This is a genomic window from Paraburkholderia sediminicola (genome assembly GCF_902859805.1).
Lineage (GTDB): Bacteria > Pseudomonadota > Gammaproteobacteria > Burkholderiales > Burkholderiaceae > Paraburkholderia > Paraburkholderia sediminicola.
Window position 1 is genome coordinate 1,467,401 of record NZ_CADIKC010000001.1, and the last position, 17,521, is coordinate 1,484,921.

The 17,521-nt window shown below is 63.8% G+C and carries 16 protein-coding genes; 5 read left to right on the forward strand and 11 right to left on the reverse strand.

The features are described 5' to 3' along the window. The first annotated feature begins 116 nt into the window (after positions 1 to 116). Positions 117 to 2,732, forward strand: coding sequence for a hopanoid transporter HpnN (gene hpnN / locus R8871_RS06615; RefSeq protein ID WP_175049597.1), 2,616 nt, complete (start codon positions 117 to 119; stop codon positions 2,730 to 2,732). Between the two features lie 2 nt (positions 2,733 to 2,734). After that, positions 2,735 to 3,655: an MlaA family lipoprotein gene (locus tag R8871_RS06620; RefSeq protein ID WP_175049598.1), complete on the forward strand. Its 921-nt coding sequence runs from the start codon at positions 2,735 to 2,737 to the stop codon at positions 3,653 to 3,655. 346 nt (positions 3,656 to 4,001) lie between these two features. Here R8871_RS06620 and R8871_RS06625 read toward each other — a convergent pair whose 3' ends face one another. From R8871_RS06625 to R8871_RS06655, 7 genes are all read right to left on the reverse strand, one after another. Beyond that, positions 4,002 to 4,727, reverse strand: a complete 726-nt coding sequence (locus R8871_RS06625; RefSeq protein WP_175049599.1) for a phosphorylase — start codon at positions 4,725 to 4,727, stop codon at positions 4,002 to 4,004. A gap of 3 nt (positions 4,728 to 4,730) precedes the next feature. Next, entirely contained in the window at positions 4,731 to 6,779 is a 2,049-nt protein-coding gene (gene shc / locus R8871_RS06630) for a squalene--hopene cyclase (RefSeq protein WP_175049600.1), read from the reverse strand. Then, positions 6,776 to 8,053 carry a hydroxysqualene dehydroxylase HpnE gene (gene hpnE, locus R8871_RS06635; protein WP_175049601.1) on the reverse strand — a complete coding sequence of 426 codons (1,278 nt, stop codon included), beginning with the start codon at positions 8,051 to 8,053 and terminating at the stop codon, positions 6,776 to 6,778. The genes shc and hpnE overlap by 4 nt, the downstream gene beginning before the upstream one ends. A gap of 4 nt (positions 8,054 to 8,057) precedes the next feature. Continuing rightward, positions 8,058 to 8,906: a presqualene diphosphate synthase HpnD gene (gene hpnD, locus R8871_RS06640; RefSeq protein WP_154566452.1), complete on the reverse strand. Its 849-nt coding sequence runs from the start codon at positions 8,904 to 8,906 to the stop codon at positions 8,058 to 8,060. A gap of 207 nt (positions 8,907 to 9,113) precedes the next feature. Further along, on the reverse strand, positions 9,114 to 10,052 hold the full coding sequence (locus tag R8871_RS06645) for a sensor domain-containing diguanylate cyclase (RefSeq protein ID WP_054034186.1): 939 nt from the start codon (positions 10,050 to 10,052) through the stop codon (positions 9,114 to 9,116). Continuing rightward, on the reverse strand, positions 10,049 to 10,672 hold the full coding sequence (locus tag R8871_RS06650) for a chemotaxis protein CheC (RefSeq protein ID WP_175049602.1): 624 nt from the start codon (positions 10,670 to 10,672) through the stop codon (positions 10,049 to 10,051). Before R8871_RS06650 ends, R8871_RS06645 begins: the two co-directional genes overlap by 4 nt. After that, on the reverse strand, positions 10,665 to 11,033 hold the full coding sequence (locus R8871_RS06655; RefSeq protein ID WP_028195969.1) for a response regulator: 369 nt from the start codon (positions 11,031 to 11,033) through the stop codon (positions 10,665 to 10,667). Before R8871_RS06655 ends, R8871_RS06650 begins: the two co-directional genes overlap by 8 nt. Positions 11,034 to 11,212: 179 nt before the next feature. On the opposite strand from R8871_RS06655, the gene R8871_RS06660 reads away from it, so the two are divergent. The 3 genes from R8871_RS06660 to R8871_RS06670 all read left to right on the forward strand — a co-directional run bounded on the left by R8871_RS06660 (position 11,213) and on the right by R8871_RS06670 (position 15,235). After that, complete coding sequence (locus tag R8871_RS06660; RefSeq protein ID WP_175049603.1) at positions 11,213 to 11,581, forward strand: hypothetical protein; 369 nt, start codon at positions 11,213 to 11,215, stop codon at positions 11,579 to 11,581. Between the two features lie 129 nt (positions 11,582 to 11,710). After that, entirely contained in the window at positions 11,711 to 13,999 is a 2,289-nt protein-coding gene (locus R8871_RS06665) for a hybrid sensor histidine kinase/response regulator (protein ID WP_175049604.1), read from the forward strand. 216 nt (positions 14,000 to 14,215) lie between these two features. Then, complete coding sequence (locus R8871_RS06670) at positions 14,216 to 15,235, forward strand: hypothetical protein (RefSeq protein ID WP_175049605.1); 1,020 nt, start codon at positions 14,216 to 14,218, stop codon at positions 15,233 to 15,235. Between the two features lie 114 nt (positions 15,236 to 15,349). Here R8871_RS06670 and R8871_RS06675 read toward each other — a convergent pair whose 3' ends face one another. The 4 genes from R8871_RS06675 to R8871_RS38685 form a co-directional block, all read right to left on the reverse strand. Then, complete coding sequence (locus R8871_RS06675; RefSeq protein ID WP_175049606.1) at positions 15,350 to 15,904, reverse strand: NADPH-dependent FMN reductase; 555 nt, start codon at positions 15,902 to 15,904, stop codon at positions 15,350 to 15,352. Between the two features lie 279 nt (positions 15,905 to 16,183). Next, positions 16,184 to 16,453 carry a DUF6723 family protein gene (locus R8871_RS06680; protein WP_246287430.1) on the reverse strand — a complete coding sequence of 90 codons (270 nt, stop codon included), beginning with the start codon at positions 16,451 to 16,453 and terminating at the stop codon, positions 16,184 to 16,186. Between the two features lie 11 nt (positions 16,454 to 16,464). Continuing rightward, positions 16,465 to 16,749 (reverse strand): hypothetical protein, encoded by a 285-nt coding sequence (locus R8871_RS06685; RefSeq protein WP_175049608.1) that lies wholly within the window; start codon positions 16,747 to 16,749, stop codon positions 16,465 to 16,467. 533 nt (positions 16,750 to 17,282) lie between these two features. Further along, positions 17,283 to 17,414, reverse strand: coding sequence for a hypothetical protein (locus R8871_RS38685; protein WP_281370220.1), 132 nt, complete (start codon positions 17,412 to 17,414; stop codon positions 17,283 to 17,285). Between the last annotated feature and the right edge of the window lie 107 nt (positions 17,415 to 17,521).

Sequence of the window (17,521 nt, forward strand, 5' to 3'; positions counted from 1 at the left end):
AGCCGCGCCGCCCGGGCGTCGTACTTGCTACCGAAGTGGAGCCGAGTCGCTCCGGCTCTGTATACTTGTGCACTTTCGTCAAAAACACCACTCGTGATAAGGCCACCTCCGCCTACATGCTGAAGTCATCTATCGTCCGTCTCGTCGCCTATTCGGTGCGCCATCCGTTACGGATCATCGCTCTGTCGCTCGTGCTCGCCGTTTTGAGCGGCTTCTACGTTGCCCATAATTTCAAAATCAACACCGATATCAGCAAGCTGGTCGAGACCGACAAGCAATGGTCCGCGCTCGAAAATGCGATGGACGCGGCCTTCCCGGATCGCGGTCAAACCGTGCTGGTGGTCGTCGAAGCGCGTGCCCCGGAGTTTGCCGACGCCGCCGCCAGTGCCCTGACCGCCGCGCTCAAAGCCGATCCGAAGGAATTCGTCGCCGTCTCGCAGCCCGCCGGCGGCCCGTTCTTCGAACACAACGGCCTGTTGTTCCCGTCAACCGATGAGGTGATGTCGACCACCTCGCAACTCGTCCAGTCCCGCCCGCTCGTCAATGCCCTCGCGCACGATCCGAGCCTGACCGGCCTTGCCGGCACGCTCACCACGAGCCTGTTGCTGCCGCTGCAACTGGGTCAGGTGAAGCTGGCCGACATGAGCCATTTGCTGTCACAGAGCGCAACCACGCTCGATCGCGTGCTGGCCGGCCAGCCGGCGGCGTTCTCGTGGCGCGCGCTGGTCGATAAGAGCGCTGCTACGGAACCGGCGCGCGCCTTCGTCACGGTGCAGCCGGTTGTGAACTACGACGCGCTGGAGCCGGGCGCGACCGCGTCGAAAGCGATCCGCGACACCGCCGCCTCGCTGCATCTCGATGCGCGCTATGGCGCCACGGTCCGCCTGACCGGCGAACAGCCTCTCGCGGACGAAGAATTCGCGTCGGTGCAGGACGGCGCCGTGCTCAACGGCATCGGCACCTTCATCGTCGTGCTGGTCATTCTGTGGCTGGCGCTGCGTTCGGGCCGCATGATCCTCGCCGTGTTCATCACGCTGTTCGTCGGGCTTGCGATCACCGCAGCGCTCGGCCTGCTGATGGTCGGCGCGCTCAACATGATTTCGGTCGCCTTCATGGTGCTGTTCGTCGGGCTCGGGGTCGATTTCGGCGTGCAGTTCGGCGTCAAATACCGTGAGGAACGTAATCGCGACGATCGCCTTTCCGCCGCGCTGATGCATACCGCACACAGCATCGGCGTGCCGCTGACGCTCGCTGCCGCGGCGGTTGCACTGAGCTTTTTCTCGTTCCTGCCGACGGCCTATCGCGGCGTGTCTGAATTGGGCGAGATCGCCGGCGTCGGCATGTTCGTCGCGTACTTCACCAATATGACGCTGCTGCCGGCGCTGCTGAAACTCTTCAACCCGCCGGGTGAGCCTGCCTCGCCAGGCTTCAAGCAACTCGCGCCTGTCGACGATTTCCTCGATCGTCACCGCAAACCGGTGCTGATCGGCACGCTCATCGTCGTGATCGGCGCGGCGCCTTTGCTGACGCATTTGCGCTTCGACTTCAACCCGCTGCATCTGAAGGACCCGCATACGGAATCCATGGCCACGCTGCTGTCGCTGAAGGATTCGCCGGAAGCGGCGGTCAACAACGTGCATGTGCTGGCGCCCACGCTTGCCAATGCGGATCAGAAGGCCACGCGTCTGCGCGCGCTGCCGGAAGTGGGCCGCGTGACCACGCTGAGCACCTTCATCCCGACCGAGCAACAGCAAAAACTGATGCTGGTGGCAAGCGCCGCGCAGCAACTGCTGCCCGCACTGCAGCAACAGCCGGCGCCTCAAGCCACGGACGCGGTGCGCGTTGCCGCGTTAAAGCGCGCGTCGAACCAGCTCTCGCTCGCCGCCGACGATCACCCGGGTCCGGGCGCCGCCGAAGCCAAGCACCTGTCCACGACGCTGCAAAAGCTGGCCGCCGCCGATGCTGCCACGCGCGACCGCGCCGAAACCGCGATGTCCGAGCCGCTGCGCATCGCGCTGAAACAACTGGCGGATCTGCTGCAGCCGACCGAGATTACGCGCGACAACCTGCCCAAGGAGATTTCCACGAGCTGGGTTTCGAAGGACGGCCGCGCGCTGGTCGACATCGCGCCGAAGGTCAAACCCGGCACCGATCCCAACGATGACGCGATGCTCGCCCGCTTCGTCCACGCGGTGAAGAAAGCGGAGCCGAACACGATCGGCGGCCCGATTTCGATCCTGAATTCCGCGGACACGATCATCAAGGCGTTCCTGCAGGCCGCCGGCTGGGCTTTGCTGTCGATTGCAATCCTGCTGTGGATTGCGCTGCGGCGCCTCAGCGATATGCTGCGCACCCTGGTTCCGCTGCTGGTGTCGGCACTGGTAACGTTGGAGTTGTGCGTGGTGTTCGGCATGCCGCTGAATTTCGCGAACATCATTGCGTTGCCCCTGATGCTGGGCGTCGGCGTAGCATTCAAGATTTACTTCGTCATGGCATGGCGCCATGGCCAGACCAGCCTTTTACAGTCAAGCCTCACGCATGCCGTGCTGTTCAGCGCGGCAACTACGGCGACGGCGTTCGGCAGCCTCTGGCTGTCGCACCATCCAGGGACGTCGAGTATGGGACGCTTGCTGGCACTTTCGTTGTTTTGCACGCTGATCGGCGCAGTGGTGTTCCAACCGGTACTGATGGGCAAGCCGCGCCAACGTCGCGCGAAGCAGAAAGGAATATAAGTATGAAGAAGCTGCGAACCACTGTGCTGGCGCTGGCCGCCACCGGTCTCATCTCTGGCTGCGCGACCGGCCCCGACCGCAAACCTGGCGACCCGTTCGAACCGGCGAACCGCGTGATTTTCAATTTCAACGACGGTGTGGACCGCTTCATCGCCGTCCCGGTCGCCAAGGGTTACCAGAAGGTGACGCCGCAGCCGTTGCGCACGGCAGTGAGCAACTTCTTCTCGAATCTGGGCGACCTGACCAACGCCGCCAACAACCTGTTGCAACTGAAGATCACGGACGCGACCGAAGATTTCGTGCGCTTCGCGTTCAACTCGACCTTCGGGCTCGGCGGCCTGCTCGACTGGGCGACGCCGGCCGGCCTACCGAAACACCACCAGGACTTCGGACTGACGCTGGGCCACTGGGGCATTCCGTCGGGCCCGTACCTTGTCCTGCCGCTCTTTGGTCCGAGCACGGTACGCGACAGCATGGGGTTGATCGTGGACGTGAAGTTCAACCCGTTGAACTACATCGAGCCGGCGGAGCGCAATCCGCTGTACGTGCTGCAGTTCGTGAGCGTACGTTCAGATCTGCTGGGCGCATCCAGCCTGCTGAATCAGGCCGCGCTGGACAAGTATTCGTTCGTTCGCGATGCCTACACGCAGCAGCGTAAGGCACGCCTGCGCGGCACCAGCGACAACGCCGCACCGCTCCCAACCTACGACGACCAGGACGACTCCGGCGCCGCCGCCCCCGCCAAGGGCGCATCAGGAGCCGCGGCAGGCGCCCCAGCGGGCGTCCCGAACTACACCGACCCAGGCGACACACCGAGCGCTCCAGCGGCGGCGCCTACTGCGGCGTCAGGCGCAATGACGCCGGCACCACAAACCGCACCAACGGACAAGAAACCGCAGGAAGCAGCACCAGCAGTCCAATAAGGGATGTGAGTCAGGCGTCCGGCGCGCTTTGCGCGCGCCGGACGCACCCCTGAAGAGCAGGCGGACGATATGCCTGACCAAACCAGACGGTTTTATGAAATACGTTTCGGCGCGCGCAGCGCCGCCGGAAGTATGACGCCCTTGTCACTGGCGCATGCAGGTGCACGAACCCAGATTCCAGATGCACCACTACCTGTAGCAGACCACGGGCCCCACTTAGCATTAGCGGTTTGAGCCGCTTTCTTTGCTTATCTTTCTTTGCGGCGGCAAAGAAAGTAAGTGCCGCCCCGCACAGGGGCAACGCTAATAGACCACTAACAAGACAAGGAAAGGCACCAAACCCAGATCAAGGAAAAGCCAAAACCCCCGCCTCCCCCACAGCATGCCGCGCCTGCACCAGCGAGGTCCGCGCCGCCCGCGCATCAACAGCCACCTGAATCAGCGCCGCAAGCTGCGAAGGCTGCCGCAACAACTCTCGCAAAATCGGCCCTAACGCCGTGGTGCCATCATCCCGCAAGCCAGCTGTAGCAGCGGATGGCAACGTCCGCCATGCCGGATCAACAACCGCCCGACAAACCGCAAACGGCACCCCATGCGCCGCAGCCGTCGCACCGGCAATATGCGACTCCATATCAACGGCCAAAGCACCCGTCGAGCGATGCAGCAAACGCTTGTCATCAGCGGTGACCAAAGGCGCGGTGACAGCGGCCATCACCCCACGCCGCAGGCGCGCCGCCAGCGGCCCTGTCGCCAGAGCGGCGGCAAACCTGTCAGCCCATGAGCGATCGGTCTCGAGCCGCCCAAACGGCCCATCGACAGCCTCACCGACGATCAGCGCTCCCGGCTCCAGATCAGGCGCCAACCCGCCCGCCGTCCCGAAACTAACGATCCCCGAGCAGCCCCGCGCAACCGCCGCGCTCAACGCCCGCTCCAGCAGATCGGCGCGAGCCGCGTAGACCACCTCGACGCCCTTGCCGCGCGCGATGCGCGCTTCGAACGCCATACCCGTCACCACGATCACCGGCGAGGTGTTGCGGCCGGCGTCGGCTGACAGCGTTGTCGAAAACGCCATCCGTTACATCCCGACCGCGACGCGCGTCAGCCCGTTGCGTTTCAGATGACGGAAACGCGCCAGCGCCCACAACGGGAAGAACTTGCGATAGCCGTGGTAGCGCAGATAGAACACGCGCGGGAAGCCGGTCGCCGTGAAGCGCGTTTCGTCCCACAGGCCGTGCTCGCGTTGTTCGCGCTGCAAATACTCGACGCCGCGCGCCACCGCCTCGTGATTCACCTCGCCGGCCGCCATCAGGCCCATCAGCGCCCACGCGGTTTGCGAAGCCGTGCTCGGCGCGCGCTCGTAGCCGTGATAGTCGAGCTTGTAGCTCTCGCCGCCCTCGCCCCAACCGCCGTCTTCGTTCTGGATCGACAGGAGCCACAGCGCAGCGCGCTTCATGCGCGGATCGTCGTGCGGCAGGCCAGCGGCGTTCAGCGAACACAGTGCGGTCCACGTGCCGTAGATGTAGTTCAGGCCCCAGCGGCCGTACCAGCTGCCGTCCGATTCCTGTTCCTTCAGCATGTAGTCGAACGCGCGCTGCGCCGGTTCGCTGCCCTGCGGAAATTCGCCGAGTTGCGCAAGCATCGACAGGCAGCGGCCGGACACGTCCGCGGTCGGCGGATCGAGCAAGGCGCCGTGGTCGGAGAACGGAATGTTGTTCAGGTAGTACTGCGTGTTTTCCGGTTCGAACGCGCCCCAGCCGCCGTCGCTGCTTTGCATGCCGACCACCCATTCGCGCGCCCGTGCAATGGCTTCGCGGTCTACGTCCGATTGCGTCAGTGCCGCCGAGCGTTGCATCGCCATCGCCACCACCGCCGTATCGTCGACGTCCGGATAGTGCGCGTTGTTGTACTGGAACGCCCAGCCGCCAGGACGCACATTCGGACGGCGCGAGATCCAGTCGCCGCGCACGTCGAGAATCTGCAGCGGACGCAACCAGGCGAGCCCGCGTTCAGCCGCCTGTTCGGCACGCGCTTCGCCGGTCTCGAGCAACGCATGCGCCACAAGCGAGGTGTCCCACACCGGCGACAGGCATGGCTGGCAATATGCTTCGTCATCCTTGATGACAAGCAGCTTTTCGATCGACTGACGGGCGATGGCGCGGTTCGGATGATCAGCCGGATAGCCGAGCACGTCGTACATCATCACCGAGTTGGCCATCGCCGGGAAAATCGCGCCGAGGCCGTCTTCGCCGTTCAGCCGTTCGTCGACGAAGCGCACCGCCTCGCGCACCGAACGCTCGCGCGTCGCCTTCGGGAACAAGCCGTCGACCATGCGCAGCATCACGTCCACGCCGCGGAAGAAACGGAACCAGCCGAGGTGCTGATGCGGCGCCCGGTCGCGCATGCCGGTATTCACCGGCGCGCCGCGGAACAGCTCGTCGATCCGCACACGGCGCGGATTGCGCGCCACCGGCCGCTTCGCGTTCAGCACCAGCAACGGCACGATCACGGTACGCGCCCAGTACGACACCTTCGACAGATGAAACGGGAACCACTGCGGCAACAGCATGATTTCCACGGGCATCATCGGCACGGCACGCCACGACACCACGCCGAACAGCGCGAGCAGAATCCGCGTGAACACGTTCACCGTCTCCGCGCCGCCGTTCGCCAGAATCGCTTCGCGCGCACGCACCATGTGGTCGGCGTCCGGCGAGTCGCCGATCATCTTCAGTGCGAAGTACGCCTTGACGCTCGCGCTGATGTCGAGCGCGCCGTCGGTGAAGAGCGGCCAGCCACCGTCCGCCAACTGGATGCGGCGCAGATAGCGGCCGATCTTCTGCTCCAGTTCCACGTTCGGCGTTTCGCCGAGATAGTGGACCAGCAGCACGTATTCGGCGGGAATCGTCGCGTCGGCTTCGAGTTCATAGACCCAGTGACCGTCCGCTTTCTGCGCGCCGAGGATGGCGTCGGTGGCGCGCGTGATCGCGGCGTCGAGCGACGTTGTGGACGCTTGCGGCGCTGCATCGGGTGCAGCGCTCGACTCCGCGTTTGGCACATTCAGCGCCGCTTCGGCGATTTCGGGCAGGACGGCGTCCAGCGGCTGGGCTTGAGATAAGTCGTTCATCGGCGTTCCATCGGTTGATTCAGCAGCGTGTCCGCGGCCTTCTGGCCGGAGCGGATCGCCCCTTCAATCGTCGCGGGCAGGCCGGTGGCCGTCCAGTCGCCCGCGAGCATCAAATTGTTCCAGCGAGTGCGCGTGCCAGGGCGCAGCATTTCCTGATCCGGCACGGCAGCAAACGTCGCGCGTTTTTCCACCACGACCTGCCAGGCGGGCATCGGCTCGGCCGGCACGTTGGCAGCCTGAGCCACTTCGGCCCAGATGGTTTTCGCCAGCGCTTCATGCGGCGTGTCGAGCAAGCGCTCAGCGGCGTTGACCGTGACCGACATGCGGCCCTCGAAGGCAAAAAGCCAATCGGCCGTCGCATTCAGCAGCCCCGTGATCGGCGCCATGCCGAACGGCGGCTCGACCGCGAAATGCACGTTGAGGGTCGCGGTGAAGCGATTCGGCGAGCGCAAGCGAGGTACGAGCGTCTGTGCGATGTCTGGCGGCACTGCGAGCACCACGGCCTGATTGACCTCGATCGCGATGCTTTCGTCCGCGAAATTCAGTGCTGAGACGCGGCCGGGGCCGGCGCCGGTGCCGGCAAACACGATGTCCGTCAGGCGCGACCCGAGCCGGATTGCCGCGCCGCCATGCTGCAACAGACGCAGCGCCGGGTCGACAAAGGCGCTGCCCAGACCGTTCTTTGCCACCAGCGGCCGGCACGCGAGGCCACCGGCGACCAACGTCTCCCTGAGCATCGCGGCCGTGAGCTCCGCCGACGCTTCACGCGGCTCGACATTGAGCATCGCGAGAAACAGCGGCCGCAGCAGACGGTCCCACAGCGGGCCATTGCAGCGCATGGTTTGCGCCACACTGCGCCCGGGTTTGGCGAACAGCAGCGGCACGACCGCCAGATAGTCACTCGGCCCGGTGTTCGGCACACGCGCGTTCGGGTCGAATATCCACCAGGGCAGGCGGCCCGGCGACATGCGCACGGTCCAGCGCGCCCGCGTCGCCATATCCATGAATGGATACTCAGGCTGAGCCGGGCCCACCAGTTCGTCGGCGGCGCCGATCGCGCGTACGTAGTTGAGCGTGGCGTAATTGCCCGACAACATCATGTGATTGCCGCTGTCGATGGTGGCGCCCAGCTTGGAGTCGTAATACGACCGGCAACGGCCACCCGCCTGCGACGCCGCTTCATGCAACACGACTTGTGCGCCGCGGCGCTGCAATTGCACCGCCGCGGCCAGGCCGGCGAGGCCGGCGCCGATCACATGGATGAGCTTTGGCATCAGCTCAGAAGAGCGCGTAACGCGCGACGATCCACAGCATGCGCAGTTTCGGCTTGCTGACCTTCGTACGCGGAATGTCGAAGCCGCGTTCGAGCGTGCGTTCGAGCAGCACGCGATAAACGCCCGACATGATGCGCGGTGCGCGTACGTGGCTGCGCGGCTCGCGGTCCATGATCGCGTCGGAGGCGGCGAAATGCTCCTTGGCGCGCTCGGCGAGCGTCGCGCAGACGCGCGGCAACGACGGATCGTCGGCGATCTGGGTCGGGCTCGTCACGGCAATACCTTCGCGCGCCAGCAATTCGTGCGGGAGGTAGCAGCGGTTGATGCCGGCGTCTTCGTCGATATCGCGCAGGATGTTGGTCAGTTGCAGTGCGCGCCCCAGATGGTGCGCCAGCAAACGGCCCGGCTCATCCTGCATCCCGAATATCCTCACCGATAGACGGCCCGCGGCACTCGCGACGCGGTCGCAGTACAGGTCGAGCGTGGCTTCGTCGGGCGCGCAGATGTCGGCGGCGGCATCCATCGCCATGCCGTCGATCATCGCGTAAAAATCTTCGCGTTGCAGATGAAACGTATGAATGTGCCGCGTCAGCGCGCGCAAGGACGCGCGCGGTGCGCCGGCGTAGCACGCGTCGATATCGGCACGCCAGCGCTCGAGCGCGGCGGCGCGTTCGGCGCGTGGCATGTCGCTGTCGGCGATATCGTCGACAGCGCGGCAGAAAGCGTAGACCTGATACATCGCGTCGCGCTGCGCGGCCGGCAGGATGCGCATTGCGAGATAGAACGAGCTGCCGGACGTAGCGGCAGCGGCGTCGATTTCTGTATCGTCCACGACAAGATTGGAAACAGCCAAGACGATCTCCGCTGGAGGCGCCCGCTGAAAGGCGTTCAAGAAATTTGGTGTTTACTGCAGGGCAAACGGTCCGCGCGCGCGGACACGCGCGAAACACCCGGCTGGGATGCCGGAAACGGCGAAAAGTATAACAACCTTTGTGAGATGCCGCAGTTTAGGGGTGAATAAGGGGCCGGATTGAGGGGAGTAGCGCTTCGCGAGAAACGCTCAGGTAAACGCCACCGAGCGGTTGCGCCCCTGCCGCTTGGCGCTATACAGCGCCGCGTCGGCCTCATTGATGAGCACGTCATACGCCGGCACGCCCAGCCGCGCCGCCGCGCCGCCGACGCTGGCCGTCACCGGCACGCTCGTGCCCTGCACGTCGACCGGCGTGTCGGCGATCGTGCAGCGAATTTTCTCCGCGACCCGCATGGCGTCTTCGAGCGGCGTACACGGCAACAGCAAGGCAAATTCCTCGCCACCGAAACGCCCGAAGGTATCCTGCGCCCGCACCACCTCGGCGACCCGCTGCGCCATCACGCGCAACACCGTATCGCCCACGCCATGGCCGAACTGGTCGTTGATTTTCTTGAAGTGATCGAGATCGAACAGCAGCACGGACATCTCGCCGCCGTAGCGCTGCCAGCGCGTGAATTCGTCGCGCAGGCGGGCTTCGAAGTAACGCCGGTTGGCGATGCCCGTCAGGCCGTCGCGGTCCGCGTATTCCTGCAGCTTGGCGACCGCCTCTTCACGCTCGCGCTGCACGATGCTGACATGCGTGACGTCCGAGATAGTGACGCACACGGCCACCACTTCGCGATCCCGCGTGAGCGGCATGAAGGTGCAGTCCTGCTGCATGAAATCGACGCCGCCGGTAATCGGCCGGTCGTGATCGAACTTGAAGAGGTACGGGCGCTGTTCCCACGAACTGAACGCGAAACTGCCGAGCTGAAACACGCTTTCGATCTTGCGCGACAGCCACACGCGCGGCAATTCCGGAAAGTGCGTGAAGAGCGATTTGCCGACCACCTGCTCCGGCGTCAAGCCGCTGTGGTCCTGCATGAAGCGATTCCACATCAATACGGTCATGTTGCGATCGAGCACGAAAATGCCGAAACCGACACGTTCGACCACCAGATCGCTCAACGACTCCGCGGACACATTCATAAGCTGGACAACAGCTCGTCGAGCGCCTCATTCATATGGCGGATCGACTCTTCGGCCATCAGCATCACGAGGTGCGCGCGGAAACTCTGGTCTTCGAGCGCGAAATTGACTTCCACCAGCAGCGCGACTTCCCATTGCAGCACGCCGGGCTGGAACACTTCGTCGAGCGTCATCGCCTCACCGAGCAGGCCCGGCGCGGAAAAGACCGGCGTGCGGCCGAGCTGGTCGAGAATGCACGAGACACACGCACCCGTCAGCACGTTCGCGACGTCGAACACGAATTCCTGCTGGCTTACCGCCTCATAGCTCGAGCGCGAATACGGGTCGCTCACCAGCGAACACAACTGGTCGATGCTGTCGCTGCGGCAGATCACCAGCGCTTCGCCCTTGATGTCGGAGCGAAAGCCCTGGCGCACCGCGCTCACCGTGTCCTCGATCCCGGTCATCTCGCGCAGCGCCTCAGCCGCCTCGCTCACCGCCACCACCTTCACGCGCGGCACCGACAATTCGATGAACGCATCGAGCAGGCTCGCGAGACGCGTCGCGGCCTGGCCCATCGCCAGATTGGCGACCTCTTGCAGCGCGTCGCGCCGGTCTTCGGTGAGGACTGGCTCAGACATACAACCCGTACTCCTTGAGGATGGGTAGTACCGCCTCGGGCGTCACGGGCTTGGCGATGAATGCGGCGGCGCCGAGCGCGCGCACGCGCGACTGGGCCATCGGCTGGACATCGGCGGAGACGACAATGACGAAGGTATTCAGATCCTCATGCTGCAATGCTTCCAGCACCTGATAGCCGGTCATGTCCGGCATTGTCAGGTCGAGGAACATCACCGACGCCTTGCCTTCCCGATACAGGCCGAGCGCTTCGCGCCCGTTCGTCGCGTAGGAGACGTCGACATCCCAGTCCGGCGGCAATGCCTTGGTGAGCACCTTGCGGGCAAGCAATGAATCGTCGGCGATCACAATGGGCAAAGGCATGGGCGGGTCGGTAAGCGGAATTAGCTCTTGCGCGTTAACGGCGGGTAGAGGTGATTTCTTTAGCGTGCGGTCTGTCGACCGGCGCTCAAACGGGCTGAAGCTTGCGAGAATGAAGCTTGCAAACGAGCGGGGTGCGCGCACAGCGAGGCGCTTGTGACGGAAGCCGTGGGCGCGCATGGATGCGCGCGGGCACGGTGGACGACGGCTATGACCGGCATGTTCGAGCCTACCCCGTAGATGAATCCGCGCGGCTCAACGGATCGGGCTGGTCCCTTGCCGCGCGGCTGTTTCCGCGAGCGCCTTCGGTCACGCGTTGTGCGCGTTGCCTGGCGGTCCTCGCGGCAGATGCATCCGAACATGGCGGACGCATTATTTGTGATGGCATCGATTCTCGAAGCAAATTGACGGAAAGGCAACTCGCCAATTTCGCTTTGATTAAAGAGATTTTCCCATTAAGTACTATTTTTGAAAATATTTCGGTAGATTTGGAAGGCTTTATTTTACATTTATACTTTTGTGTACGTTTGCGCTGCTCGATTTGTCACTGATTCAAACGGCCGACAAATCGGCGGCCGACCATTTGTCACAGTAACCAGTACGGCTGCTACATGTCTATGCTTTTCGTATGACGCCGACTCCCGGCCTTTTCGTCCAGAACGACCTTAGCGTTACCGACCATGACATCAGAACGGTTCGACCCGCCTGAAGCGAGCCGCCCACCCGCTAGCCACCAGGACGAGGCGCGGTTTCCGGCCGTACCGGAACAGAATTTCCACGTCCGGCGCATCACGCTGATCGCGCTTCTGGTCGCCGCCATCGTGCTGCCGTGCGTGTACGTCGCCGCGATGGCGTTCAGCGATCTGCGCGCGCGCATGGCCGACGCGACCAACGTGACGCTGCGCACCGTGCGCGTGGCGGAAGAACACGCGCTCAAAGTGTTCGACATGAACGAGACGCTCGACTCGCGCATTGTCGATCTGACGCAAGGTCTGGACGACACCGGCATCCGCGCTCAGGAAGGCGAGATTCACGAGAAGCTGCGCACCATGGGCGGCGGCTATCCCCAGGTGGCGGCCGTCTCGATCTTCGGCCGTGAAGGGGATCTGCTCGCCACCAGCCGTTTCTATCCTGCGCCGGAGTTGTCGATTGCCGACCGCGACGATTTCACCGGCATTCGCGACGGCAAGGGTCTCGAGCATGTCTCGAAGGTCATGACGGGACATGTTGTGGGCGAACAGGTATTCAACACGGGCGTGGAGCGGCTCGCCGCCGACGGCTCGTTTGCGGGAGTGGTCTCGGTCGCCCTGCGGCCCAGCTATTTCGATGCGTTCTACCGCGAATTGCTCGGCGGCAGCGACACCACGCCGATGATCATGAGCCTCGTGCGCACCGACGGCGCTATCCTCGCGCACTATCCGCGCCGCCCGCGCGAGCCGCAGGCCATGGCGCCGCATTCGCCACTGGCCGAAGCACTGGCGCAAGGGCGGCGAGCCGGCGTCGTACGCATGCATTCCGACATTGACGACGACAACGAGATCCTCGCGTTCCGGCGCATCGGCGCCTATCCGGTCTACGCGTTGTGCGGCTATCGCACCTCGGCGATCTGGGCCGCGTGGTATCGGCACCTGAGCGTACTGATTCTGTCGATGTTCACGCCATCCATCGTGCTGTGGTGCGTGATCTGGCTGTCGCTGCGGCGCCTCAGCGCCGAAGAGGAGGCGTGGGAGCGCTGGCAGGCGGAGGCCTCGATGCGCCGCTCGATCGAATCCGCGTATCGTCAATCGCGCAAGATGGAGGCGCTCGGCAATCTGGTCGGCAGCGTGGCGCACGATTTCAACAACCTGCTGATGATCGTCTCGGCCAATGTGCAGATCGCCCGGCGGCGCGGCGCGCCGGGGCTCGACCGCGAATTGTCGGCGATGGAGCGGGCGCTCAAGGGCGGCCAGTCGCTCACCCGGCAATTGCTCGGCGTCGCGCGCAAGCAGCCGTTGCGCAACGAGACGCTGGCGCTCGAGCGTTGGCTTCCGGCGTGCCGCGAACTGCTACGCGCATCGCTCGGCGCGAAGATTTCGCTGGTGATGGATATCGGCGTCGATATCTGGCCCATGCGGGTCGACGTCGCCGAGCTCGAACTGGCGCTGATCAACATCGCGGTGAACGCGCGCGACGCCATGCCCAACGGCGGCCGCTTCACGGTTCGAGCCGCCAATATCAACTTCCGCCGCCAGGACGGCTTTCCGCTGACCGGCGATTTCGTGCAACTGTCGCTTGAAGACACCGGTGGCGGCATGCCGCCTGAAGTGCTTGCGCGCGCCTTCGAACCGCTTTTCACCACGAAGCCGAAAGGCATGGGCACCGGTCTCGGCCTGCCGCAGGTTTTCGCCTTCTGCGAGCGCTCCGGCGGGCTTGCCGCGATTGACAGCGCAATCGGCGCAGGCACCTCGGTGCGCCTCTATCTGCCGCGCGCCACAGCCGCCCCCGAGGCCGAACCGCCGGTTGAAACGGGCGTCGAGGAAAGCGGCGCGCCGCAGGGCTTGCGCATCCTGCTGGTGGAGGACAACGACGAAGTCGCCGCCGGCACTGAGGCCCTGTTGCAGATGATGGGCCACCAGGTCACGTGTGTATTCAACGCCGATATCGCGCTTTGCCTGTTCGACGACGCCCACGCGAGGCAGGCGCGCACCGGCGAGCCGCTGCCGTTCGACCTGGTGCTGTCGGACATCCACATGCCCGGCACGATGAACGGCATCGACCTGGCCGAAGCCGTGCAGGCTTTCGACACCCGGCTGCCGGTCATTCTGGTCACCGGTTATGCGGAAGAACTCGACCGTGCACGGCATGTGAACGTACGGGTGCTGTCCAAACCCTTCGATATCGCGTTGCTGGAAGAGCTCCTGCAAGCAATTCAGCGCGAACTGGCGCAAACGGGCGCTGATCCGGCTGCGGCGGCCCATCCGGCCGACTAACGCCGGCCTTTTCGGCGTCGCCGCCAATTACCGGCGGTTGTAAAAGCGCGGCAGCGAAATGCCGCGTTTCTACGTGATCACATTGGCGCAAGCGGCCAGCAGCGGGCGCGCGGACACGCGGCGCCGCCCCGGCATGATCGTTGCGATCTTTTTTGGGGAAGGAGGCCGACGCGTTCTTGCGCCGTTCGATCCACCTGAAACCGTCGGGAGACAGCCATGCAACATACCGTGATTGGTTTATTCGACACCTATTCTCAAGCCGAAGCCGCGCGCGACACGCTTGTACAGACCGGTTTTGCACGCGAAACGATCGAGCTGCAGGCGAATCCGGAACCCTCCGTCGACTCCGCAACCGGCGAGGTCGCCGGTTCGGGCGTGCTCGCCAACATCGAGCGTTTTCTTTCGAGCCTTTTTGCGAGCGGCCCTCGCGCGCCGGAAACGGCTCGCTACGCGGAAGCGGTGCGCCGCGGGGCCGTGCTGGTCTGCGTGAACGCAGCCAGCGAATCGCATGCAGAACTCGCTCGCAATACCTTGATGAGGCTGGGCGCGACCGACATCGGCGAGCGCTCGCCCGATTGGGACACGCCGGCGGAATCGAGCCGCGATCATTCGATACTTGATGAACTCGGTATTGGCGCGGTGACGCCTGGCACGCCGCATACGTCGAGCGCGACGACGCCAGGCGTAGCGACACCGGCTTCGACGGCACAACCCGCGTCCCCGGCCGATCCTCTCTATCCGCCGCCGCTCATGGGCACCGACGCCGAGCCGTTCGTGCCGCCACCGCTGGCTGAGCGGCCGATGCGCGACCCCGTCAGCGAACCGGTCATCGACCCGCTGGTTGGCGATGCGGGGCGTACCGCGATTGCGGCCGGTTCGATGCCGGGTTCGGGCGCGATCCTGCAGCCGTCGGAAGTCGTCTCCGAAGCGGGGCAGCCAACCGCGGGCTTAGGCAGCCAGATGCCTAACGAGTATCTGGAATACGAAGAGGATTTCCGCACGCACTACGACGAGCAATACGCGGCCGAAAACGCGCGCTATGAAGATTACGTGCCCGCCTATCGCTACGGCGCGGAAATCGGTCAGGACGCGCGTTTTCGCGACCGGGCATGGGACGACGTCGAGCCGGAAGCCCGCCGCCATTGGGAAACCACCTCGCCCGACAGCACGTGGGAGCGCTTCAAGCTCGCCGTGCGCCATGGTTGGGAACGGGTGACGGGGCACCATCACGTCTAAACGGGGGGCGGTGGCGCCGGCGTGCCGTGAAGTTGCGGCGACGCCGGCGTTTTTCGGTCTTTTTCGGTCTGGATGGATGCGGGCAAAATCGCCTGGTTTGGCCCGAATCGGCCGTCAGGCAGCGGTCTGACGTTTGACCCACGCGACGTAGCGGTCGACGAAGCTCTGCAAGAACTTGCGGGTGCCGTCGTTCACGATCTCGCCTTTCTCGTTGATGGCCGCCGGGTCGTGCTTGATGAATACCTCAGGCTGGCCAAGCGTGGCGACATCGAGGTACGCCAGCACGTTGCGCAGATGCTGTTGCGCCAGCGCCGTACCGGTCGCGCCGAGCGAGGTGCCGAGCACCGCGCCGGGCTTGTTACCCCACGAATTGGTACCCCACGGCCGCGAACCCCAGTCGAGTGCGTTCTTCAGAACGCCCGGCATGGAGCGGTTGTACTCGGGCGTGACGAACAGCAGGCCGTCGGCAGCTTCGACTCGCTGCTTCAGGTGTTTGGCGACTTCGGGATAATCGGCGTCGTAGTCCTGGCTGTAGAGCGGCAGGGAGCCGATATCGATGAACTCGAAGGTGAAGTCCGCGGGCGCGAGTGAAATCACAGCTTGCGCCAATTGGCGGTTGAACGACTCGCGGCGCAGGCTGCCGACGACCACTGCGATGTGATGGGCCATAGTTCGCTTCCTCGAGGTTAGGCGCTTGACGCGCTAAAGGGTACGAACTGTCCATCATAGGTAATAAGCCGGGCGGTGCGGCGGCCGCGCGCTCAAAAAGCGCCGACTTCTGGCTACGCGTTCAAAACCTCGAAAGTTGCTACCGGTGGATAACCCTGTGGCAGCAAAAGTTATCCACAGATTCTCTGAATAACCTTGTGGATAACTGGTACTTTTGCCTTGTCAATCAAGCATGCTTTCGGCCTAGGACGATTTGAGGCAACTCAACGTTCTTCGCTGTCATTCCGGGACAGCAATGTCGCCATCCACGAGCTGCCAGCCGTACGTCTCGGCAAACACCTGAGCCGCATCCGCATTGTCAAAAAACGGCATGTCCGCGTGGCCCTGGAAGGGATAGATCACACGCTCGTCGCTCAGCCGGGTCACTTTTAGCGTCGGCACCGTCCCGCTTGAGGTTCGACGCGATGACACGGCGACCTGATAGTTCGCGCGGCCCGTCAACGGCGTGGAATTCGCGCCCTGCGAGCGCCTGGAAATATGGCTTGCCATCGGTGCGCGCATCAGAGTCCGGCGATCGACTCGCCGGCAACCATGCCGTCGATCACCCGCTCCGCGTAACTCGCTGATGCAATACGTGCGTCGCCGGCCGCGCCGAACGGAGAACGGCTCGGCACGCGAAATACACGGCTGCTGGTCAAGGAATCGTCAGTGCCGCGCCGGCAGATTCGCACTGCGGCGTCGAAGCCCGAATCGTAGTGGCGGACGCCATCGGCGGAACGCGGCTGGTGCGGATAAACCAGTGGATAAATCTCAAGGCCTCGGTAGCTTCTGATCGTATTGTTCATGGTAGTCGTCTCCGGTAAAGGATCTCGCTTGAAACGTGTGCGCTGTGTGTTGGGCCTGACGCCGGGCGAGTCGCGGCGTTTCAGCGAACAAGGTGTTGGTCGGCGACGATGCGCGTCAGGAGCGGTGCTTGTGAGGCCACGCCGACAACACCGTCAAGCGAAGTAGAAGGAAAGGACCCCGTTCGATTCAGGGCGCTGTGATGAGAGGCTGATGCCTGAGGGACTGCGCAGGAGAACTGCAAGCTGTTGGCTCACTGTAACACGTTAGAAGAGTGAGCATTAGGCGCATTTGCGCGCCGGGCGCGGGTGTTGCTTCGGAGTGCCGGGTATTGCGTACCGCTTTCTGTTTCTCGACGCTCGTACACGAGTGAAATGGATTCGCAGCCCTGTTCTGCGGATGCTTCGCACGTGCGTCAAACGTGCGGGATTAAATGCAAAAAGGGCGCCTTTATCGGCGCCCTTTCTTGATTTCGAAAACCTGTCTCGTCAACAAACTTGTGCCGGACCGATGTCCGACCGTGTCCGCCAGACGATTAGTTGCCGAAGAACACGTTGCAGTACGATGCCGGGCCGCTGCATTGGCTCGGTGCAGCAGCTTGAGCTGCGCCCGACGCGGCAGCAAACAGGGCGACGGAAGCGATCAGGGCGGTAAGAATGCGTTTCATGGTGCTACTCCTCTTCGGCGATTGGTTCGCGATCTGTGGCGATCGATGGAGTGGAGAATAGCGATTCAGTGTCCGCCTACAAATACCGAAGACAAGAAGATGTTTTT